This window comes from Streptomyces sp. NBRC 109706 (assembly GCF_000974485.1).
Lineage (GTDB): Bacteria > Actinomycetota > Actinomycetes > Streptomycetales > Streptomycetaceae > Streptomyces.
In genome coordinates this window covers 476,870-497,534 of sequence record NZ_BBOM01000005.1, presented here as the reverse complement: position 1 = coordinate 497,534, position 20,665 = coordinate 476,870, and the positions used below count along the sequence as shown (strand labels likewise).

General features: G+C 69.8%; 19 protein-coding genes. 10 read left to right on the top strand and 9 right to left on the bottom strand.

Annotated elements, in window-relative coordinates; genetic code table 11:
* The first annotated feature begins 30 nt into the window (after positions 1 to 30).
* The 9 genes from AOM46_RS07150 (at position 31) to AOM46_RS07110 (ending at position 9,005) form a co-directional block, all read left to right on the top strand.
* Positions 31 to 1,251 (top strand): CaiB/BaiF CoA-transferase family protein, encoded by a 1,221-nt coding sequence (locus tag AOM46_RS07150; protein ID WP_062207136.1) that lies wholly within the window; start codon positions 31 to 33, stop codon positions 1,249 to 1,251.
* Positions 1,248 to 2,048 (top strand): enoyl-CoA hydratase, encoded by an 801-nt coding sequence (locus AOM46_RS07145; protein ID WP_062207134.1) that lies wholly within the window; start codon positions 1,248 to 1,250, stop codon positions 2,046 to 2,048. The genes AOM46_RS07150 and AOM46_RS07145 overlap by 4 nt, the downstream gene beginning before the upstream one ends.
* Before the next feature lie 2 nt (positions 2,049 to 2,050).
* Complete coding sequence (locus AOM46_RS07140) at positions 2,051 to 2,914, top strand: amidohydrolase (RefSeq protein WP_062207132.1); 864 nt, start codon at positions 2,051 to 2,053, stop codon at positions 2,912 to 2,914.
* A complete protein-coding gene (locus tag AOM46_RS07135) occupies positions 2,911 to 3,423 on the top strand; it encodes a gamma carbonic anhydrase family protein (protein ID WP_078856563.1) in 513 nt (170 codons plus the stop codon). The genes AOM46_RS07140 and AOM46_RS07135 overlap by 4 nt, the downstream gene beginning before the upstream one ends.
* Before the next feature lie 17 nt (positions 3,424 to 3,440).
* Complete coding sequence (locus tag AOM46_RS07130; protein WP_234313668.1) at positions 3,441 to 4,637, top strand: fumarylacetoacetate hydrolase family protein; 1,197 nt, start codon at positions 3,441 to 3,443, stop codon at positions 4,635 to 4,637.
* Positions 4,634 to 5,590 (top strand): C-terminal binding protein, encoded by a 957-nt coding sequence (locus AOM46_RS07125; RefSeq protein ID WP_062207128.1) that lies wholly within the window; start codon positions 4,634 to 4,636, stop codon positions 5,588 to 5,590. The genes AOM46_RS07130 and AOM46_RS07125 overlap by 4 nt, the downstream gene beginning before the upstream one ends.
* Positions 5,591 to 5,896: 306 nt before the next feature.
* A complete protein-coding gene (locus AOM46_RS07120) occupies positions 5,897 to 7,492 on the top strand; it encodes an alkaline phosphatase (protein WP_062207126.1) in 1,596 nt (531 codons plus the stop codon).
* A 182-nt stretch (positions 7,493 to 7,674) separates the two neighbouring features.
* Entirely contained in the window at positions 7,675 to 8,346 is a 672-nt protein-coding gene (locus tag AOM46_RS07115) for a lytic polysaccharide monooxygenase (protein WP_062207124.1), read from the top strand.
* A 218-nt stretch (positions 8,347 to 8,564) separates the two neighbouring features.
* Positions 8,565 to 9,005: a helix-turn-helix domain-containing protein gene (locus AOM46_RS07110; protein ID WP_078856678.1), complete on the top strand. Its 441-nt coding sequence runs from the start codon at positions 8,565 to 8,567 to the stop codon at positions 9,003 to 9,005.
* Between the two features lie 863 nt (positions 9,006 to 9,868).
* Here AOM46_RS07110 and AOM46_RS07105 read toward each other — a convergent pair.
* From AOM46_RS07105 to AOM46_RS07085, 5 genes are all read right to left on the bottom strand, one after another.
* Positions 9,869 to 10,462, bottom strand: coding sequence for a ClpP family protease (locus tag AOM46_RS07105; RefSeq protein WP_062207123.1), 594 nt, complete (start codon positions 10,460 to 10,462; stop codon positions 9,869 to 9,871).
* Between the two features lie 37 nt (positions 10,463 to 10,499).
* Positions 10,500 to 11,123, bottom strand: a complete 624-nt coding sequence (locus AOM46_RS07100) for a ClpP family protease (protein ID WP_062207121.1) — start codon at positions 11,121 to 11,123, stop codon at positions 10,500 to 10,502.
* Between the two features lie 224 nt (positions 11,124 to 11,347).
* Positions 11,348 to 11,992 (bottom strand): peptide-methionine (S)-S-oxide reductase MsrA, encoded by a 645-nt coding sequence (msrA, locus tag AOM46_RS07095; protein ID WP_062207119.1) that lies wholly within the window; start codon positions 11,990 to 11,992, stop codon positions 11,348 to 11,350.
* An 810-nt stretch (positions 11,993 to 12,802) separates the two neighbouring features.
* Entirely contained in the window at positions 12,803 to 13,627 is an 825-nt protein-coding gene (locus AOM46_RS33855) for a hypothetical protein (RefSeq protein WP_158920277.1), read from the bottom strand.
* A gap of 1,337 nt (positions 13,628 to 14,964) precedes the next feature.
* Positions 14,965 to 15,159 (bottom strand): hypothetical protein, encoded by a 195-nt coding sequence (locus AOM46_RS07085; RefSeq protein WP_062207116.1) that lies wholly within the window; start codon positions 15,157 to 15,159, stop codon positions 14,965 to 14,967.
* Between the two features lie 291 nt (positions 15,160 to 15,450).
* Between AOM46_RS07085 and AOM46_RS07080 the strand changes: the two genes are divergently transcribed.
* Positions 15,451 to 15,714, top strand: coding sequence for a hypothetical protein (locus tag AOM46_RS07080; protein WP_062207115.1), 264 nt, complete (start codon positions 15,451 to 15,453; stop codon positions 15,712 to 15,714).
* 118 nt (positions 15,715 to 15,832) lie between these two features.
* Here the strand turns inward: AOM46_RS07080 and AOM46_RS07075 are convergent, their stop codons facing one another.
* The 4 genes from AOM46_RS07075 to AOM46_RS07060 form a co-directional block, all read right to left on the bottom strand.
* Positions 15,833 to 16,528, bottom strand: coding sequence for an aminoglycoside phosphotransferase family protein (locus AOM46_RS07075; protein ID WP_234313667.1), 696 nt, complete (start codon positions 16,526 to 16,528; stop codon positions 15,833 to 15,835).
* A 344-nt stretch (positions 16,529 to 16,872) separates the two neighbouring features.
* Entirely contained in the window at positions 16,873 to 17,280 is a 408-nt protein-coding gene (locus tag AOM46_RS07070; protein ID WP_158920275.1) for a hypothetical protein, read from the bottom strand.
* 1,318 nt (positions 17,281 to 18,598) lie between these two features.
* Positions 18,599 to 19,261 carry a peptide-methionine (S)-S-oxide reductase MsrA gene (msrA, locus tag AOM46_RS07065; protein ID WP_062207113.1) on the bottom strand — a complete coding sequence of 221 codons (663 nt, stop codon included), beginning with the start codon at positions 19,259 to 19,261 and terminating at the stop codon, positions 18,599 to 18,601.
* Between the two features lie 44 nt (positions 19,262 to 19,305).
* A complete protein-coding gene (locus tag AOM46_RS07060) occupies positions 19,306 to 20,445 on the bottom strand; it encodes a hypothetical protein (RefSeq protein ID WP_062207112.1) in 1,140 nt (379 codons plus the stop codon).
* Positions 20,446 to 20,665: the final 220 nt, after the last annotated feature.

Here is a 20,665-nt window from a genome sequence, read left to right as displayed (position 1 = left end):
CCCCACGTGCATCGAGCAGGAAGAGACACCATGTCGGATGACGCTATGGACCCCAGCCCGCGGGCCGCCCTCGCCGGGATGCGGGTGGTGGACCTCACCCAGGTGATGGCCGGACCGTTCTGCACCATGATCCTCGCCGACCTCGGCGCCGATGTGATCAAGGTCGAGAACCCGGGCGGCGGCGACCAGACCCGGCACTCCTGGGGCGAGACCGGCGAGGGCCGGGACAGCACCGCCTTCTTCGCCCTCAACCGCAACAAGCGCAGCGTGCTGCTCGACCTCAAGACCGAGCAGGGCCTCGCCGACCTGCACGCGCTGGCGCGCACCGCCGACGTGGTGGTGCACAACTGGCGGCCCGGCGTCGCCGAACGCCTCGGCGCCGACTACGACACCCTCGCCGCGCTCAACCCCGGGCTGATCTACGCCAGCGTCTCCGGCTTCGGCGGCACCGGACCCTATGCCGACCGGCCCGGCTACGACCTGATCGCGCAGGGTATGGCCGGCGCCATGAGCGTCACCGGCGAACCCGGCGGCCGGCCCGTCAAGAACGGCCTTCCGGTCGGCGACCTCGGCGCCGGAATGCTGCTGATCAGCGGCATTCTCGCCGCCTATGTGCACCGGCTGCGCACCGGACGCGGCCAGCGGGTCGAGACCTCCCTCTTCGAGGCCGTGCTCGCCATGTCCATCTGGGAGTCCACCGAGTACTGGGCCACCGGCAGCCCGCCGGAACCGCTGGGCTCCGCCAACCGGATGTCCGCTCCCTACCAGGCGCTGCGCACCGCCGACGGCTATCTCACGGTCGGCGCCAACAACCAGCGGCTCTGGCAACGCCTCTGCGCCGCCCTTGAGTTGACGGAGCTGGTCGACGATCCGAGGTTCGTCACCAACATGGACCGGATGCGCAACCGCGACGAACTCGCCGCCCTGCTGGAGGAGCGGCTGGTCGGCGACACCACCGCCCACTGGGTCACCACCCTGCTGGACGCCGGCGTCCCCGCCGGCCCGATCCAGGACTACGCCCAGGTCCTGGAGCAGGATCCACAGGTCGCCGCCCGGGAGTTGGTGCGCGAGATCGACCATCCGGTGGCCGGCCGGGTGCGGGTGCTCGCCTCACCGCTGCACCTCAGCGACAGCCCAGCCGACATCCGCGCCCACCCGCCGCTGATCGGCGAGCACACCGAACAGGTGCTCGCCGAGATCCGCGCGGCCCGCACGGACCACGAGGGCGGAGAACGGGGGGACGCCGCATGACTCAGGAGGCCGAGGGCCGCGTCCAGGTCACCCGCCGGGGCCCCGTGGTGGAGCTGCTGCTGGACAACCAACGCCGCCGCAACGCCCTGACGTTCCCCATGTACGAGCAGCTGGCCGCCGGTTGCGAGGTCGCCGACGAGCCCGGGGTGCGCGTCGTGGTGCTGCGCGGCGCCGGCGGCCGCGCCTTCGCCGCCGGCACCGACATCCGGCACTTCGCCGACTTCCCGACCGACCCGGGGGCCGCCGGCGAGGCCGGGCTCGCCTACGAGCGCCGCGTCGGCCGGGTGCTGGCGCGGCTGCTGGCGCTGCGCGCGCCGCTGGTCGGCGTGGTCGAGGGCCCGGCCTTCGGCGGGGGCCTCGCCCTGGCCGCCGCCTGCGATCTGCTGCTGGCCACCCCCGACGCCACCTTTGGCGCGCCCATCGCCCGCACCCTCGGCAACTGCCTGCCGGCGCCCGTCGTCGCCCGGCTCGCCGACCGGCTCGGCACCGCCCGCACCATGGCCCTGCTCCTCACCGCCGAATCCCTGGACGCCGCCACCGCGCACACCGCCGGCTTCGTCCACCAGCTCGCCGCACCGGCGGAGTTGACCGAGCGGCTGGACGCCCTCCTGGAACGCCTCGTCAACCAGGCGCCGTTGACGCTGGCCGCGCTCAAGGAGACGGAACGCAGGCTCAGTTCGGCCGCAGCCCGGGTCGACACCGACGATCTGCTGCGCCGCGCCTACGGCAGCGCCGACTTCCGCGAGGGCGTCACCGCGTTCCTCGACCACCGCACCCCCCGATGGGAAGGCCGCTGACCATGCCCAGCTCCACCGGCGGCGGCGTCATCGACGCCCACCACCACCTCTGGCAGGTCTCCCGCCAGGACCAGCCGTGGCGCACCCACCACCACGCCGCCATCGCCCGGGACTTCGAACCCGAGCAGCTGCGCCCCGAACTCGAAGCCGCCGGCGTCGACGCCACCATCCTGGTGCAGTCCGTCGACAGCGCCGAGGAGAACGACCGGATCGCCGACTACGCCCGCCGAGCCCCGTTTGTCGCCGGCCTGGTCGGCTGGCTGCCGCTCGCCCAACCCGACGCCGCCCGCGTCGAGTTGAGCCGCTTCACGCCCGAGGCGCTGTGCGGGGTGCGCACCCTCGTCGCCCGCGATCCGCTGCACTGGCTCACCGAACCCGGCACCGTCGACCTCTGCCAGGAGCTGGCCGAACGCGGCCTGGCCTGGGACGTGGTGCCCGTCACCGACGAACAGGTGCGCGCCGTCACCGCGTTGGCCGGGGCGGTGCCCGGACTGCGGATCGTCGTCGACCATCTGGCCCGGCCCCCCGTGGAGAGCGGCGACCGCCGTGCCTGGTCCGAGCGGCTGGCCGCGCTGGCCGCCCACCCTGGGGTGGCGCTCAAGGTCTCCGTCGGCATCGATGTGCTCACCGCCTGGGAACGCTGGGACGCCGACGCGCTGCTGCCCCATGTCACCGAGGCCGTACGGTACTTCGGCCCCGAACGGCTGATGCTCGCCAGCAACTGGCCGGTCTCCCTGCTGCGCCGCGACTATCTCGGCACGCTCACCGACCTCACCGAACTGCTGGTCCGCGCCGGCCTGGACGAGGACGCGTTGGCCCAGGCCCGTGGCGGTACCGCCGCCCGATGGTATGGAGTGGGCGCATGAGACTGATCGAGTTCAACGGACACATCCCCGAGATCGCCGACAGCGCCTGGCTGGCGCCCGACGCCACCGTCATCGGCGACGCCGTCGTCGCCGATGAGGCCGGCGTCTGGTTCACCGCCGTGGTCCGCGCGGACGCCGAGGCCATCAGGATCGGCGCCGGCAGCAACATCCAGGACGGCTGCGTCCTGCACGCCGACCCCGGCTTCCCCACCCACGTCGGCGCCGGCGTCTCGGTCGGCCACCGCGCCGTGCTGCACGGCTGCCGGATCGGTGACGACTCGCTGATCGGCATGGGCGCCGTGCTGCTCAACGGCAGCCGGGTGGGCGCCGGTTCGCTGATCGCCGCCGGCACCGTGCTGCTGGAGGGCACCGAGGTGCCGCCCGGATCCCTGGTCGCCGGCGTGCCGGGAAAGGTACGCCGCGAGCTGACCGCCGAGGAGGCCGACGGCATCCGCCTGAACGCCGCGCACTACCGCGAACTGGCCCGCCGGTACGCGGGACAGGACTGAGGAGGAGACCCCACCCCGTGACCACATCCGACATCACCGTGCCCGATCCGACCGCACTGGCGCCCCGCGTGCTGCCCGAGGACGCGGCGCGCGCCACCCTGATCGCCCGGCTGTACGATCCGGCCGTCGGCGGCCCCTGCGTGGTCGCACTCCGCGGCGACCGGCTCGCCGACCTCACCCCGGGCACCCCCACCGTCGCCGAACTGCTGGACCGTCCCGACGCCGTGGAGCTGGCCCGACACGCCCCGGCGGAACGGGACTTCGACCTCGCCGAGGTGCTGGACGCCACCCTCGCCGGCCACCGCGACCGCCCCCACCTGCTGGCCCCCGGCGATCTCCAGGTGCTCAAGGCGTGCGGCGTCACCTTCGTCCGCAGCATGGTCGAGCGGGTGATCGAGGAACGCGCCGGCGGCGACCGGGCCGGCGCCGCCGCCGTCCGGGCCCGCGTCCTGGACGCGCTCGGCGGCCAACTGGACGATCTGGTGCCGGGATCGGCCGAGGCCGCCCGCGTCAAGGAGGTGCTGACCGTCGAGGGCCTGTGGTCGCAGTACCTGGAGGTCGGCATCGGCCCCGACGCCGAGGTCTTCACCAAGGCCCCCGTGCTCTCCGCCGTCGGACTCGGCGCCGAGATAGGCATCTGGAGCCGGTCCGTCTGGAACAACCCCGAGCCCGAACTCGTCCTCGCCGTCAACTCCCGGGGCGAGACCGTCGGCGCCACCCTCGGCAACGACGTCAACCTCCGCGATGTCGAGGGCCGCAGCGCGCTGCTCCTCGGCAAGGCCAAGGACAACAACGCCTCCTGCGCCATCGGCCCGTTCCTGCGCCTCTTCGACGACGCCTTCACCCTCGACGACGCCCGCGGGCTCGACATCACGCTCGATATCACCGGCCCCGACGGCTTCCACCTCGAAGCCGTCAGCTCCCTCGCCGAGATCAGCCGCGACCCGCTGGACCTGGTCCGCCAGACCATGGGCCGACTCCACCAGTACCCCGACGGCGTGCTGCTCTTCACCGGCACCATGTTCGCCCCCACCCAGGACCGCGACACCCCGGGCGAGGGCTTCACCCATCACCTCGGCGACCTCGTGCGGATATCCACGCCACGCCTCGGCACCCTCGCCAACGTCGTCGCGCACGCCGAGGACGCCCCACCCTGGACCTTCGGCATCCGCGCCCTGATGGCCAACCTCGCCGAACGGGGCCTGCTCCGATGACGCCCCGAGTCGTCGTCACCGACCAGGCGTTCGGCCAGGTCCACCACGAACGGGCCACCGCCGAACGGTTCGCCGCCGCGTTCGCCGAACACCACTGCGCCGACGAGCCGGACACCGTCGAGGCGGTCAGGGGCGCCGATGTCGCGTTCGTCAACTTCGCCCCGATGACCCGCCCCGCGCTCGCCGCCCTCGCGCCCGGCGCCACCGTGATCCGCTATGGCATCGGCTACGACAACGTGGACCTCGACGCCGCCCGCGAGCTGGGCGTCCGGGTCGCCAACGTCCCCGACTACGGCACCGAGACCGTCGCCGACCACGCCGTCGCCTGCCTGCTCACCCTGCTCCGCCGGCTGCCCGCCTACGACCGCGCCATCCGCGCGGACGGCTGGGCCGCGCCCGCCGACGTCGGCCCGCTGCCCAGCCTCGCCGCCACCACGGTGGGGCTGGTCGGCACCGGCCAGATCGGGATCGCCGTGCGCGAACGGCTACGGCCCTTCGGCTGCCGCGTCCTGGCCAGCGACCCCTACGCCGACGGCGCGACGCTGGCCGGCCACGGCATCGAACTCGTCGCGCTGCCCGAGCTGTTGGCCCGCTCGCACGCCGTCTCGCTGCACGCCCCCGCCACCCCCGCCACCCACCGGCTGATCGGCCCCACCAATCTGGCGCTGATGCGCCCGGGCGCCGTGCTGGTCAACACCTCACGCGGCACCCTGGTCGACCAGGACGCGCTCGCCGAGGCGCTGCGCACCGGACGGCTCGCCGGCGCCGCCCTCGACGTCCACGACCCCGAACCGCTGCCGCCCGACTCCCCGCTGCGCGCCCTGCCCCAGGCGCTGCTCACCCCGCACGCCGCCTTCTACTCCACGGAGTCGCTGGACGCCCTGCAGCGGCTGGCCGCCGAGGAGGCCGCCCGCGCCCTGGCCGGCGAACCACTGCGCTGCCGGGTCGCCTGACCCCGGGGAGGTGCGGAACGCGCGGACGCCCTCCTCGCCCCCCGCCGCCGGGCGTCCGCTCCGGCACCGGCGGCGGATTCTCCAACGCCACCTCGAAGTTGCCCCAGCCCGTCGTCGACCCCCCGGGCCGCGGAGCCCCGGCCAAGGCTTCACCGAGGGTCGATCCCGTCGGCGGCGCCGCGCCCACGTCACCGCGCGTTATCCCGCCGGGGCGGTGAGTGTCAGGCGAGCCTCCGCCGAAATCCGGCCGCCGGCCTGGAAGGTGGCGCCTCGTCAGCATCTCTGCACAGACGGGCCTCTCTCTCGATGGATCTCACGCGACGCCGCCTGCTCGGCCTGGCCGGTGCCTCCCTCTCCGGAATCGCCCTGCACGCCGCCGGTTTCAGCACCGGCAGGGCCTGGGCCGCGCCCCGGTTCGCCGGCGACCCGTTCGCCTTCGGCGTCGCCTCCGGCGACCCGGTGCCCGACGGCGTCGTTCTCTGGACCAGGCTCGCCCCCGACCCACTGGCCCTGGACGGACGCGGTGGGATGCCCGAGCGGGTGGTGGACGTCCAGTGGGAGATCGCCGAGAACGAGCGCTTCACCACCGGGGTGAAACGGGGCAGCACCCGCGCCACCCCCGAACTGGCGCACTCCGTCCACACCGAGGTCAGCGGCCTCGCCCCCGGCCGCGACTACTTCTACCGTTTCCGCGCCGGCCGCGACCTCAGCCCGGTCGGCCGCACCCGCACCGCACCCACCAGCACCAACGCCCTCACCTTCGCCTTCGCCTCCTGCCAGTGCTGGTACGAGGGCTTCTACACCGGCTACCGCCATATGGCCGGCGAGGACCTGGACCTGGTGGTCCACCTCGGCGACTACCTCTACGAGTACGGCGTCGGCGAGACCGGCGGCGTGCGCAACGTCGCCCTGGACGCCTCGTTCCAACGCGAGACCCACAGCCTGGTCGACTACCGCAACCGCCACGCCCTGACCCGACTCGACGCCGATCTCCAGGCCGCCCACCAGGCGTTCCCCTGGGTGCTGACCTGGGACGACCACGAGGTGGAGAACAACTGGGCAGGAGACTTCGCCCAGTTGGACACCGACGGCCTCCCCGACCAGGACCCGGAAGCCTGGCGCGCCCGCAAGGCCGCCGCCTTCCAGACCTACTACGAACACCTCCCGCTGCGGCTGCCCCAACGCCCCAACGGCGCGGACGCCCGGATGTTCCGCCGACTCGGCTTCGGCCAACTCCTCGACCTGCACGTACTCGACACCCGCTCGCACCGCGACGACCAGGTCTGCGGCGACGGCACCAAACCCGGCTGCGACGTGGAACGTTCCGCCCCCGAGCGCACCATCCTCGGCGCGGAACAGGAGAGTTGGCTGCTGGACGGCGCCGGACGGTCGAACGCCACCTGGAACGTGTTGGCCAACCAGACCCTGATCGCCCAGGTCGACCAGGACCCCGACCCCCTGGTCCACAGCTCGGGCCTGGACATGTGGGACGGCTACACGGCGGCCCGCGACCGGCTCCTCACCGGCCTCTGGGAACGCGGCGCCAACAACCCCGTGGTGATCACCGGCGACATCCACCGCGCCGTGGTCGCCGACCTCACCCTGGACTTCGCGGACGAACACGCCCCGGTGGTCGCCACCGAGTTCGCCGGCAGCTCCCTCACCTCCGGCAAGGACGGCTCCCCGACGGACGAGGTCGGCGCGGCCTGGATGGCCCCCGGCGCCAACCCCCACCTCCGCTGGCACAGCTCCCAGCGCGGCTACACCGTCGTCCACCTCACCCCCGAGGCCCTCACCGCCGACTACCGCGTCACCCCCTTCGTCACCACCCCGGGCTCGGGGCTGACCACCGTCGCCACCTTCCATGTCGACCCGGGCCGCCCCGGCGCCCAACGGGCCTGAATTGGACGGCCGGTTAGGCATCCCGACGCGGAAATCGTTTACCGGCCGTCGAAGTTGTTCGCGAACGTGTCGAACTCCTGGCCCCCGGTTTCGCGTTGATGTCCCCGGGTAACGCCACGGTGAACCAATGGGAGCGCTTTCCTCATTCCGATACCCCCATAACCGGAAGTGGAGAACGCAGCATGTCCGCACAGGAAAAGGTGCGACCGGGCCGCTGGTCGCCGCGCGCCGTCGCGCTGCTGGCCGTCGCACTGTTGGTGGTGCTGGTGCCCGGCGCCAACACCGCGTCCGCACACGGCTCGGTCATCGACCCGTCGTCCCGCAACTACGGCTGTTGGGAGCGCTGGGGTCACGACTTCCAGAACCCCGCCATGGAGCAGGAAGACCCCATGTGCTGGGAGGCGTGGCAGTACGACACCAACGCCATGTGGAACTGGAACGGCCTCTACCGCGAGGGCGTCGCCGGCGACCACCAGGGCGCCATCCCCGACGGCCAACTGTGCAGCGCCGGCCTCACCGGCGACGGACGGTACGCCGCGATGGACACCCCGGGACCGTGGCAGACGACCGATGTCAACGCGAACTTCACCGTCGACCTCTGGGACCAGGCCCTCCACGGCGCCGACTACATGCTGGTCTATGTCACCGAGCAGGGCTTCAACCCCCTGACGGACCAACTCGGCTGGGACGACCTGGAGTTGCTGGCCGAGACGGGCCGCATCGCGCCCAGCGACCACATGACCGTGGACGTCTCGGCCCCGGGCCGCAGCGGCCACCACATCGTGTACACGATCTGGCAGGCGTCGCACTCGGACCAGTCGTACTACATCTGCAGCGATGTGAACTTCGGCTGACCGAACCGTCGTTCCGCCGGGCGGCCCCGACCGCCCGGCGGAACGGGCGATTTCGCGGGCGTTTTCTCGCGTGGGGCGATCGGGCGGCGATTTCGCGGGGGGCGGAACGTCTGCCCCGTTACGTCGGAGCGGTCCGCTTCTACCCTGAAGGGGTGAGCAGCAGCCATGCCCCGAACCGTGTCCCTGCCCGTGCCCAAGGCCGCACCGGGGGCGGCTTCCTGCGGCCGGTCCCGGCCCCCGGCGCCGCGCCCGAGCCGGCCCCCGCGCCGGTGACCGTCAGGGAACCGCTCTTGCGGCATGTGGTGGGCGCCGCCCTCCGCCGCGAACGGCTGGCACGCGGCCGCACGCTCAAGGAGGTAGCCGAGCGGGCGCGGATCTCCATGCCGTACCTCTCCGAGGTGGAACGCGGCCGCAAGGAGGCGTCCTCCGAGGTGCTGGCCGCGGCGGCGCAGGCGCTGGGCCTGGGCCTCGCGGAGCTGCTGGCCCTGACCCAGGCCCAGCTGACCGACGCCCACCCCGCCACCGCCCCGGCCCCCGCCGCCCCCGCCCCCGCCCCCGAACAGCCGACGGACGGCCGCGCCACGTCCCTCCTCACCCACCGCACCCCCCGCCCCCAGCGGCCGGGCGACACCGCCGACACGATGCTGCTGGCAGCCTGATCCCCCCGCCGCAGACGCGAACACCTCCGCCCCGAGCACCAACCCCGGGCGGGCCTGGCCCCACACCCCGGACCGGTGCCCACGACCCAGCGGCTTCATCGGGGTTGGGCGGCCTGGCGGTTCGCCCCTGGGCCCGCGCTTGCGGCCCAGGGGCCTCACCGGGGTTGGGCGGCCTGGCCGTTCGCCCCTGGGCCCGCGCTTGCGGCCCGGGGCCTCACCGGGGTTGGGCGGCCTGGCGGTTCGTCCCGGGCCGGTGCCTGCGGCCCAGGGGCCTCACCGGAGTTGGGCGGTCTGGCGGGGTCCGCTCCGGGCCGGTTCCTTCGGCTGAGCGATCGTGGCCCCGCTCCGCCGCACGGCCCCACCAGGGGTCGGTGGCCTGGCCGTTCGCTCTCGGGCCGTGCCTGCGGCCCAGGGGCCTCACCCAAATGCGGCGGTCTGGCGGTCCGCTTGGGGGGCCTCTACCCCCCCCCGCACTAGGGATTCCGGCCCTGTCCCCTCACGCCCGGCTGCCTGGTCGTTCGCCCCCGGTCCCGTGCCTGCGGCCCGGGGCCTTCATTGGGGTTCGGCTGCCTGGTCGTTCGTTCCGGGCCGGTGCCTCCGGCCAAGGGATGGTGTCCTGTCCCGCCACACGCCCTCGTCGGGGGCCCGTGATGCCACCACCCCTACCGGGCCCACCGGGCCCGTACCCCCGGCCCCCGGTACGCCCCAACCCCCCACCTCCCGCTGGCCATTGAACGTTCCCGCACAGCCGCCCCCGCCCTCCCGCACCCGCCCCCGACGCGGCCTCCCCTGCTGGCCGCGAGAGCGCGGCCAGCAGGGGAGCCGCGCCGCGCCTGGCGCCGCCGCTGCCACGGCGGCAGCCGTCACGCGCGGCGGGTGACGACCTGGTCCGCGAGGCCGAACTCGACGGCCTCCCGTGCGGTGAAGACCCGGTCGCGGTCCATCTCCGCCCGTAGCGCGGCCACTTCGTGCCCGGTGTGCTCGGAGAGCACCTCCTCCACCTGGGCGCGGATGCGCAGCATCTCCTTCGCCTGGATACTGAGGTCGGAGACGGTGCCCCGGTGTCCGCCGCTCACCGGCTGGCCGATCAGCACCCGCGCGTGGCCGAGTACCGCCCGGCGGCCCCGGTCCCCGGCTGCCAGCAGCACGGCGGCGGTGGACGCCGCCTGCCCCACGCAGAACGTGGAGATCGGCGCCTTGACGAACGACATGGTGTCGTAGATCGCCATCAGCGAAGTGGGCGAGCCGCCGGGGGAGTTGATGTAGATGGAGATCTCCTGCTCCGGGTCGGCGGACTCCAGATGCAGCAGTTGGGCGATCACGACGTTCGCCACGCCGTCGTCGATCTCGGTGCCCAGGAAGATCACCCGGTCGGAGAGCAGCCGGCTGTAGACGTCGTAGGCGCGCTCGCCGCTCGACGTGCGCTCGACCACGGTGGGAATCGTGTACTGGCTCATGGTGAGAACCGTCCTGTTCCTGAGAGTTCCGGGCGCCCTAGAAGCCGGTCCGGCGAGGGGAAGTAGGTGCGAGATCGGCGAGGGAGACGACCACCCGGTCGATCAGCCCGTACTCCCTGGCCTGGTCCGGCGTGAACCAGCGGTCCCGGTCGCCGTCCCTGGCGATGGTCTCCTCGCTCTGGCCGGTGTGCTCGGCGGTGATCCGTTCCACGGCCCGCTTGGTGAACTCCAGGTTCTCCGCCTGGATCGCGATGTCCGAGGTGGAGCCGCCGATGCCGGCGGACGGCTGGTGCATCATGATCCGCGCGTTGGGCAGCGCGTACCGCTTGCCGGGGGTGCCGGTGGTGAGCAGGAACTGGCCCATGCTGGCGGCGAATCCCATGGCCAGGGTGGTCACGTCGTTGGGGATCAGCCGCATGGTGTCGTAGATCGCGAGCCCGGCGGTCACCGACCCGCCGGGGCTGTTGATGTAGAGCCTGATGTCGTCGCGTGGGTCCTCGGCGGACAGCAGCAGCAACTGTGCGCAGACCCGGTTCGCCGAGACCTCGTCCACCTGGGTGCCCAGGAACACGATGCGCTGGGTCAGCAGCCGCGCGGTCAGCTCGTCGTCGAACCGCGTCGCCCGGGTGTCGTCCTCGGTGGCGGTGACCGGTGTGACCATCACCTTTCCCTCCTCCTCGCAGCGGCGCGACGCCGAAGCCGCGCCCTCCCCACCACCATCCGCCGCGCGCCCCGGTATCCCGGCATCAATCGGCCGGGAGCAGATTCGCCCATGGCAGAGCGTTCGACGCGACCGGTGCCCGCCGGACCGCCGACGGCCGCGTACCCACCCGGTGGGTACGCGGCCGTCGCGGAGCTGGAGCCGGAGCCGGAGCCGGCGTGCGGTCAGTCCACCTGGCAGGTCAGACCGGTGCCGCCGAGGCCGCAGTAGCCCCGGGGGTGCTTGTCCAGATACTGCTGGTGGCGGGCCTCCGCCGGATAGAACGGGAACTCCTCGACCGGAAGGATCTCCGTGGTGATGGGGCCGTAGCCGTTGGCGCCGAGCACCTTCTGGTAGCCGTCCCTGGTCTCCTCGGCGGCCGCGCGCTGCGCGGGGGAGTGGTAGAAGACGATGGACCGGCAGTGGGTGCCGATGTCGTTGCCCTGACGGAAGCCCTGGGTCGGGTTGTGACCCTCCCAGAACACCTTGAGCAGCGCGCGGTAGGTGACCTTCGACGGGTCGAAGACGGCCCGGACGGTCTCCGCGTGGCCGGTGCGCCCGGAGGCGACCTCCTCGGAAATGGGATGCGTGGTGGCGCCACCCTGGAAGCCGGTCAGCGTGGTCCACACGCCCTCCGTCCGCCAGAAGCGGCGCTCCGCTCCCCAGAAGCAGCCGAGCGCGAACTCGGCGATCTCGAACCCCTCCGGATACGGCCCCAGCAGGCGCGTCCCCAGCACGGTGTGCTGTTCCGGCACGGTGAACATGGGCTCCGAACGACCGGGTAACACCTCGTCGGGCGTGGGCAGTTGCTGCGTGAAGTCGGTCAGCATCGTCGGTGCGTCCTCAAGTCCTCGGCGACATCGTTCCGTTCCAACAACTGCCTACCCACCACCACGCCGAAGCACCGACACCGATCCGGCCGGAGTTCCACTCGCCGGCGACGGAGGTCGCACGGAGAGACGATCGTGATCACCCATGGTGGGCGACGCCTGGCGCCGCTGGCTCCCGAGCCCGCGGGCAGGGTTTTGGGCGTCACACCCGGTGGACACGGCGTCGAGGACCAGCATCGCGCCAACGGCGCCACCGCGCGGCGCCTCGGCTGGTCGGTTGTCGCGGCGACCACCGACAACAACCCATCGGCGAGGGCAACACCTTCAGCACCGGCCTCTCCGAGTGGCGCAAAGTCGAACCCCCCACGGTCACACGAGGCCACACCGCAACGACCACAGGGCCGCGCGCTCGAACTGGACGGGGCGAACCAGTGTCTTCATCGTCGACCGTCTCCTCGCCGAGCCACCCACGGGCACCCGCGCCATGCACCGCACGGTGATCCCGTTCGTCACAGCGGACAGGTTCGAGGAGTTGGCGAGCGCGTCGGACATGCCACCGGAGCAGATCTACGCGGTGTTCGCTGCTGCCGGGTGTGAACTTGCTTGGACCGAAGCTGTTACGGCTCGGATGCCGCTGCCAGATGAGAAGGCCGCGCTAGGCAACGGCGAAGGAGAGCCGTTGTTGACTACTTGCAGAGTGTTGCTCGGAAATGCAAGCAAGAATTACCTCGTGGACGAAATGCGGATTGGCGCTCATGCGGCACGCTTCTCATACCCGCACGGAGAACCAAAGAGAGTTTCGACTTTTGGTCACTGACCACCAAATGGGGAAAGAATAGATAGGCGCCGCATGGCTTCCCGACGGTATACGACAGCGAGAGCGAACAGACCGACTCCGCCAACCGCCACCGTGCTAGCCAGATCCGACAATTTGAGCGAAGCGATACCGATGGCCCCAGCGGTTACAAGCGTTGCAAATAAGCATAGACGCAGAGGTTCACGGTCTCGCGCAGGTCTAACGCCTGCCAACTTTTCGTCGGTAATGTCATCTTCATCCAACAGGGCGCCCACCCTTCCTTGGGTGTACCGCTCAGCGATGGTGAGGAGCAGTTCAGCTATGTCGCGGATTGCGATATACCCCTTGTTGTCCACTTGCCCCTCACTTGCCTTGAGGCGAGCTACTACCCTGGCCGCGTGACGCTTGAGATGCTTGTGGCGATGGGAAAAGAAGGGGACTGTTCCACTAGTGCGATGCGCTCTTCGTACTTCCTTCTCCACCATCCTGACGGCGTCGGAAAGCGAACGCAGGGCAAATGGGCTGGGGAGTTGGCGCTCTTCATAGGCTTCGCCGCAAGCTTCAAGAGCGTAGCTGACCTTGTTCACCAATTCATAGCTATGGGCCCGCAGTAGTGGGGTCTCGCCAATGTACACCCAGTATCTTGGGGTCCTCAAGACGTACGCAGTCACGAGAGGCATGAGTAAAAATGTGACCAATACCGGCAAGGCCAGCGCCGCGATTAGCGCTAGAGATAGATTGCCGATGATGACTCCGGGGGCCTCTTCGGCCGTGGAGGCCAGCTTGCTGCGCAATTCGGCAGCGACGGTTGAAGAGTTACCGGAGAAAAGCTTCAACATGGCCGCAATGTCCTGCGCGTACCGAATGATCGACCCCAAAGTGAACAAGAAGACCAACATCAACAAGAGGTCCCGCAGGGGAGTTGCCCTAGCGCCAAGATTACGCAGGCGCAAGGCGCGCCGAAATCGAAAGTCCAACTTCCGTGAGACTCCCATGCGATACAAGGCTCCCTCAATCGCCCCCACTTGGCGCCGCGTCTTTTCTGCGGCCCCTCTTCCGCTTCCTCGATTCCTGACCCTCTGCAGGGATGTAAAAGACCACGGAGACGCCACGTTTCGCCAATCCCTATAGTGCTCCGGTATCCAAGACAACTAGCCATGGATACGGCCATGCTCGCGACTGTCGGGAAACCCCCTGTCGCGGGAACATCTTGACTGAAGCTTCCTGTTGATGTTCAAGGTTTCGTGAGTTTCACTGAGCGAGTCGCTGACCGCTTCAGAGCACAACGCTGTCGAAACCCGTCTCTACTTCCTCAAGGGCGCGCCTGCGGCGCGCCGGTCGGGCGGGCTGCCCTGGCCGGGCGTGCGGCCTGGCGGCCGGTCCCGGCCGGGTGCCCGCCGTCCCTGCCTACGGTTCGCCACCAGAGCCGCAGGGTCGCCGACTGACGGTCCGTGACGTGAAGAACTGGAAGCGTGGCACAGCCCGTCGGCCGGTCAAGGTGGCCAGCGCACCCCGGCGGTAAGCCGGCCGTTTCGTCGTGGCGGGCTTTCGTCGGCTGAGCCATCAGCCAGTACGCACATAGCCTCCCCCCGCCCGCCGCAGCCGTGCCGCTGTCACCCGGGCCAACAGCGCGAAGTTCCGCGCTGTCTCTGCCGAGCAGCTGAGCCGGACGAGCCCCGAGCCGTTGGGGGCGGCGTCGGCCCGCACGGTGACGTCGTCTCCGGCCAGGCCGGCGGAGGCCAACGTATCGGACAGCTCCCTCGCTGCGCCCCTGGCGTCGAGCTACCCGCCGACGTAGTTGACGCCCCGCACCCACAGCACGGCGTCCGGGTCGAACTCCTCGTTGAGTGGTCCCATTTCGTTATCCGGGCCGTGCACGGCCTCAACACCTCTTCTCACGCGCTGACTTGGAGTGGCCTGAGGCGGTGCGTCGGCTTGATCGGCACGACCGAGGCCCCGATACCCCCGGCATCGGGGTTTGGCGGAATCCCTGCCGGACCACCCGCGTGCCTGCCAGAGTTCAGGGGTGGTCCGGTCTCGTTATGCGGTTGTGGGAGATGTCTGGGCAAAGGTCGGCGTCAGAGGAACACCGTCTGGTTCGGGTCGCTGATCACCGCCAACGGCCCGGCGACCAGCAGCCAGAACACCCAGATCCCGGCGCACAACAGGCGTTGCCTCATGGCGCGTTCTCCTTCTCCTGGTCATGGAGCGGGTTGCCGGGCGCGGGATCGACGCGCAGGAACCACTCAGTGGTGAGCCGGAACTGGCGATGGTCGGTGTTGAGCGCGGTGTGGCGCAGCGCCCATGTCTCGATGGGCTCGGGCTCGTTGTCCACGAACCCGGACTCGGCGCCGCACTTCAGGCACGTCACGCCGAAGATGGCGCGGGACGCACCCTCGGCCGTCTCCTCACTGAGCGTTTACTCAGCGGCCTTGATCACCGACCGGGGCGTGATCACGCCACACCGCCGAATGCAGAGAGTTCGGGCGCCCCGCCGGGGATGGGGGAGCCGAGGTTGACGTTCTCCCCGGGGGGCGCCCACCGTGCCGGAGCCTTGCGCCGCTCCGGGCGGTCCCCGAACGATCGCTGCACACCGCCACTGTGGACTGGCAGGGCACAGCTGATCGTCCGGGAGTCTTGGGCGGTCTTTGCCGAATGCGCCGTGTCCTTCACCGACCCCAAGTACGTCCGCACGCTGGGGTTCTGCCGGTTGGTGCTGGCGCAGAGCCACCTTCTCAACGGCGCACTCGAAGCCGCCGCCACCACGGCCACACTCGCGGTCAAGGCCGGAGACGCCCTCCAGTCATCCCGCTTCGTCCGCTACGTCACCGACTTCCAACGCCAGGTCTCGGCCCACGCCACCAACCCGGCCGTCCAGGAGTTCAACGAACGCGTACACGTCGCCATGACCGAGATGGACGAGTAACGGGCCTACCCCGGCAGCCAGTTGTGGGGCGCGTCGTCATCGCGCAGAGAGGCGATCCGCCGCTCGTACTCCGCCGCCACGGCTTCACTCTCGCCGACGTTCTGCATGAGCCACGTCGTCATATGGAACTCCTGAATGCCGCGCAACACGGAAACCCCTCCCAATCCCGCAGATCCCGCCCGTACGCGGTGACGAAGTCCGCGTACTGCTCGCGCGTCTGCCACCCCAGGCTGTGGTGTTCGGTCGCGGTGACCATGAGGTCCCACTCGGGGTGGTCAAAGCTGAAGTTCTCGAAGTCGATCAGCAACACCGTGCCCGAGGTGTCCACCATGAGGTTCTGCACATGAGTATCCCCGTGCACCGGGCCCTTCCGCGAGGCAAACCGCAACCCGGCCAACCGCTCCCGCAGCTCCCGCCCCCGCTTCCGCAGAAACTCCCGGTCGTCCTCAGGTATCCCGGTCACCCGCTCCACCCGCAGATCGGTACGCCCGAACGCCGGGTACGCAGCCAGTGTTCGAGAACATCTGGCGGCGTCAGCCCGTGCAGATCCCCGCAGCACCCCGCCCAACTCCCCATAGCTGGCCTTCCGATCCCCCTCCCGAATCAGATGCCAGAACGTCTCCGGATGCCCATCCACCACCACCGGCTGCTCAACACCCTCCACCACCCGCGCCGCCGGAAACCCCTCCCACGCCAACCACCGCGAGACCCCCACCTCGGTCCGCACCGACCCCAGGTAGTCCACCGATCGAGCCACCCGCACGATGACGGGAGCCGTCGCCAGCCGGAACAACGCGTTCTCCCCGAACCGCACCAACTCGGCCCCGGCCCCCGTCGAGCCCGACCGCCCTGCAAGCGGCTTGAGCTACCCGCTCCGCCTCTGCGGACGAGAACCCCACGGACTGCCCAGCTTCGGCAGGCTTCATGCCAACCAACTCCCTCGAACGACCCACAGCCACGTAACCACCCTGACAGATGGCCATGTGTGGCAGTTGTCGGGGCGACCGTATTGGGCGACATGGACAGTTCCCATGAAGCCGGAATACCGCCTTATTGGTAGAGGGAATCTCTGTGATCTGAGACGGCCGCTTTTTGGCGGCTAGTGTGTTGAGTAATGAGGTCGGTAAGTCGTGTCGATGGATTCAGTGTCTCGGCGTCTCAGCTGCGACGGAGAGATGCTCGCAATCGACTGCGTTCCACCGCGAATTGGCGTGCGACTTCCGCGTCGCCGCTGATGGTGAGAGGTAGTGACACCTTGATGATGCCCTCTTGGGAGTTCCAGTCGATCTCGGAGAACTTGTCGAACTCTGAGACGGCAAGGTCGACAAATGTGCGAAATTGATGTACGGGGTTATTGGCGTAGTCGGCGGCCAGATGGAAAAGTTTCAATAGGGAAGCCGGCGGTCTGGCCGAACGGAGGTCGATAGCCCAGTCCATGCATCCTTCGTAGGCGCCGACCAGCCGATTGGCCATGTGTTCGATTGCGGTGATGTCCCCGGAATTTCCTGGGGTGCCGAAGGCTGATTCCTGCACCTCTGGGGAAAGCCAGTATTCGATTTGCTCCACAATGCTAAGCATGTGGTGTAGGGCGTCATCGATGTATTCGTAGGCTTCCTCGGCGGAGGTGTAAATGCGTCCGGTGCTCGGACTCCCTACCTTGTGATCTAGCCACTTGGGGTGTAGCCCCTGCACTCCGATTGCCAGGTGGGCGGCCCAAGCCAAGTGCTGCCACATTGGGGGTTGGTGGTCGAGCAGTGTGGCGAGTTCGTCGGTTGTTCGGGGGACCTTAGGGGTGACTTTTGGTCCTTCTGTTTTGGAGTCTTCCTCCGTAGATTGTCTTGTAGGTGGCGGTCCCGGGTATTGAATGATCGTCACAGATCCATTGATCTGCCCGGCCTGTAGTACTGAGCCGTGGACGATCCCAGAGAGGTCATTCTGTGTATCGGCGAAGACTTGCACCTTCGCGAGGTCGGCCGGCCTATGGGGCGAGGTTGGCTTGCCTGGTACACCGGCCGACTTCCTCTCTGAGTCCCCGCCGGCTCCGGTATCACCGGTCGGGGAGGTGTCGCGGTGTCCGCCTCCCGCGCCGGAAACTGCTGTGCTTGTCGCAGTCGGGCTAGGCCAAAGTGCGGCCCACGGGCCCGGGCCGGAGTCCAACGTGGGCACCTGCGAGGAGGGGGGAGCGCTCAGTGCCGCGTGACGCCGTGCCCACACCCACCGTCGAAATACAAGGCGCAGCCATGCAGGGAGAACACCGAGGCATGCCATGATGGCGATGGTCGCGAGAACCGTGTTCAGCCAGACTGGCATCTGTTTGCTTTCGTCTGACGGAGCCGAGATCACCATGGTCACGCCCCAGAGGGTGGTCATCCAGAACAGCCAGTCGAGGTAAAGGGGCGCGTCGTAGAGGTGCAGCACCGCGTTTCTGCGTAGCAACGAAGCCGGGGGAGGCGGAGGCTGGTGCCCACTACCTGCCTGCGCTTCACTTCTGCGGTCCCTCAGGTCAGGTGCGGCTCTTCGCCAGTTGAGTAACAAGGGTTCCCACCCCACCGGTAGGCCATGTCGTTGCTTGAAACTCTACCGTCTGAGGGGCTTCAGAAGCCAAGTTGCCGACTACAAGACACCATGACCTGCTGCAGGCTGTGAGCGTTTTTCGGCTTGACCGCACGGAGGTTGTTGCCGTGAGGACAGGGCTCGAGAGTTGAGGAAGCTTGCGATAGACGCGCAGACGTCGAGTTCTTAAGCCCGGGAACGGCCGTGGAGCCGACTATTCCGCTGACGCCCATGAGTTCACGGCTTACGTCGACCGGCGGGTGTGTCCGATATGTCTTCACGGCACACCCGCCTGGGCGGCGGTGGCGCGGGATGGGGCTGCGAACGGGCCTCACCGCTGCGCCCGCGCCACCCCCACCGGGCAGCTCAGGCCCGTGCCGCCAAGGCCGCAGTAGCCGGCCGGGTTCTTGTCGAGGTACTGCTGGTGGTAGCCCTCCGCCGGGTAGAAGGGGAGCGGGGTGGCGGAGGCCAGTTCGGTGGTGATCTCGCCGTAGCCGGAGTCGGTGAGGACCCGCTGGTAGGCATCGCGGGAGCGCTCGGCCGCCTCCTGCTGGGCCGGGTCGTGGGTGTAGATCGCCGAGCGGTACTGGGTGCCCACGTCGTTGCCCTGGCGGAAGCCCTGGGTCGGGTCGTGGGACTCCCAGAAGACCCGCAGCAGATCGTCGTAGGAGACCTTGGTCGGGTCGAACACCACGCGCACCACCTCGGTGTGCCCGGTCATCCCGCTGCACACCTCCTCGTAGGTGGGGTAGCCGGTGACGCCGCCCTGGTAGCCCACGAGCGTGGTCCACACCCCCGGGGTCTGCCAGAAACGCCGCTCGGCGCCCCAGAAGCAGCCCAGACCGAAGTCGGCCACCTCGTAACCCTCCGGATAGGGGCCCTGCAGCTCCGTGCCCAGCACCGTGTGGGTGGTCGGCACCGGGAACGGGCTCTCGGCCCGGCCCGGCAGGGCCTCCTCCTGGGACGGCAGTCGGCTCTTGAACGCGTACAGCATGTCTCTCTCCTCGTCGCTCCTTGGTCCGAATGCCCGGCAGCTGGCTACCGGCGGGCGATGGCGATGGCCCGGTACGTCGCGTACTCAGCGGCGGGGTTCTCGCCGTCGACCCAGGGGATCGCCCCCACATAACCGTCGACCGCCCGTACCTGTTCCGCCGCCTCCGGGTACCGCTCCGCGCGCACCAGGAAACACAGCAACAGATGGCGCACATGTGGCTCCATCGGGTGATCGGGGCGGACGTTGTGCAACGCGAACCGCGCCGCCTCGATCGCGTCGGAGACCACCGCGCCCTGGTACATGCCCGGCGAGTACTGCATGTCGGGCAGATGGTCGTACACCGCGAAGAGCGGCAGCGCCGGCAGCAGGCTGCCCGCCTCGGCCGAACCGGCCGCCGTGCGGGCGAAGCCCTCCGCCTCGGTCCGGGAGCCGTGCCACTTCTCCGACCAGTAGGGCAGCGCCGCCAGATGCGCGCCCATATGCGCCTTGTCGCGCTCGGTGACCCGCTGCCAGACGGCCCCGAACTCCTCCCGCGGGTAGTCGAGGCCGCGAGCGATCACCAGCTCGGTGATATGCGGAACGGGGTCCTCGGGGGCCAACTCGGCGGCCTCGGCGCAGACCGCGCGGGCCTCCTCCAGGATGATCCGGTACTCGGCCGCGCTCGGGTCCGCCATCGCCTGCCAGACCAGGAACTGGGCGTACACCTGCGCACCGCCCGGGTCCCTCGGCTCCTCGGCGCGCCAGCGGCGCAGCCAGCCCGCGTCCCGCTGCCCCTCGCCGGTGGCGCTGCCCGAGGCGCGCCACTCGGCCAGCTCCATCGCGGCGGCCCCGGCCAGCGACTGCACCCGCTGCCAGCGCTGCTCGCTGTCGTCGGTCAGGGCCAGCAGCTGTCCGGCGGGCCGCCAGTCCTGGCTGCCGCGCGCTTCCTCCAGCGCGTGCACCAGCGCGTCGTCCGGGCCCGGCAGGCGCACGTCGAGCTGGTCGACGGGGACCAGCCCGGCGCTGGCGGCCGGCTGTTCCTCGCCCTTGCTCAGGGAGATCCCCGGCGGCCCGGAACGGGTTTCCGCGTCCGCCTGGGCCACGGCTCGCTCGAACTCCTGCCGTTCCCGGCGCCGGCGCAGCGCGGGCAGCACCAGCACGCCGAAGATCGCGGTGAAAGCGATGAGCAGCAACAGGGCTTCCATGGCGGCTTGACTCCCCCTTGTTCCTTCTGGTTCCTTGACCGTTCCGTATCGGATCGGTCACTGACGCGTTCTGATCGGGCGAACGGACGGACAAACGGACGCGCGGACGGGCGGGTGCGGCGCGGGCCGACCGCGACCGTCGTGCGTCGGTTCGACACGGGACGACCGAAGTGTGACGACAAATGAACAGCCTATGTCGCCGGCGGTCCGGGGCTCTCCC

Coding starts and splice junctions, on each gene's coding strand:
- AOM46_RS07140 (WP_062207132.1), top strand. CDS start 2,051: ATGCCCAGCTCCACCGGCGGCGGCGTCATCGACGCCCACCACCACCTC.
- msrA (WP_062207113.1), bottom strand. CDS start 19,261: ATGCTGTACGCGTTCAAGAGCCGACTGCCGTCCCAGGAGGAGGCCCTG.
- AOM46_RS07135 (WP_078856563.1), top strand. CDS start 2,911: ATGAGACTGATCGAGTTCAACGGACACATCCCCGAGATCGCCGACAGC.
- AOM46_RS33855 (WP_158920277.1), bottom strand. CDS start 13,627: ATGTTGAAGCTTTTCTCCGGTAACTCTTCAACCGTCGCTGCCGAATTG.
- AOM46_RS07105 (WP_062207123.1), bottom strand. CDS start 10,462: ATGAGCCAGTACACGATTCCCACCGTGGTCGAGCGCACGTCGAGCGGC.
- AOM46_RS07060 (WP_062207112.1), bottom strand. CDS start 20,445: ATGGAAGCCCTGTTGCTGCTCATCGCTTTCACCGCGATCTTCGGCGTG.
- AOM46_RS07150 (WP_062207136.1), top strand. CDS start 31: ATGTCGGATGACGCTATGGACCCCAGCCCGCGGGCCGCCCTCGCCGGG.
- AOM46_RS07145 (WP_062207134.1), top strand. CDS start 1,248: ATGACTCAGGAGGCCGAGGGCCGCGTCCAGGTCACCCGCCGGGGCCCC.
- AOM46_RS07125 (WP_062207128.1), top strand. CDS start 4,634: ATGACGCCCCGAGTCGTCGTCACCGACCAGGCGTTCGGCCAGGTCCAC.
- AOM46_RS07100 (WP_062207121.1), bottom strand. CDS start 11,123: ATGGTCACACCGGTCACCGCCACCGAGGACGACACCCGGGCGACGCGG.
- AOM46_RS07115 (WP_062207124.1), top strand. CDS start 7,675: ATGTCCGCACAGGAAAAGGTGCGACCGGGCCGCTGGTCGCCGCGCGCC.
- msrA (WP_062207119.1), bottom strand. CDS start 11,992: ATGCTGACCGACTTCACGCAGCAACTGCCCACGCCCGACGAGGTGTTA.
- AOM46_RS07120 (WP_062207126.1), top strand. CDS start 5,897: ATGGATCTCACGCGACGCCGCCTGCTCGGCCTGGCCGGTGCCTCCCTC.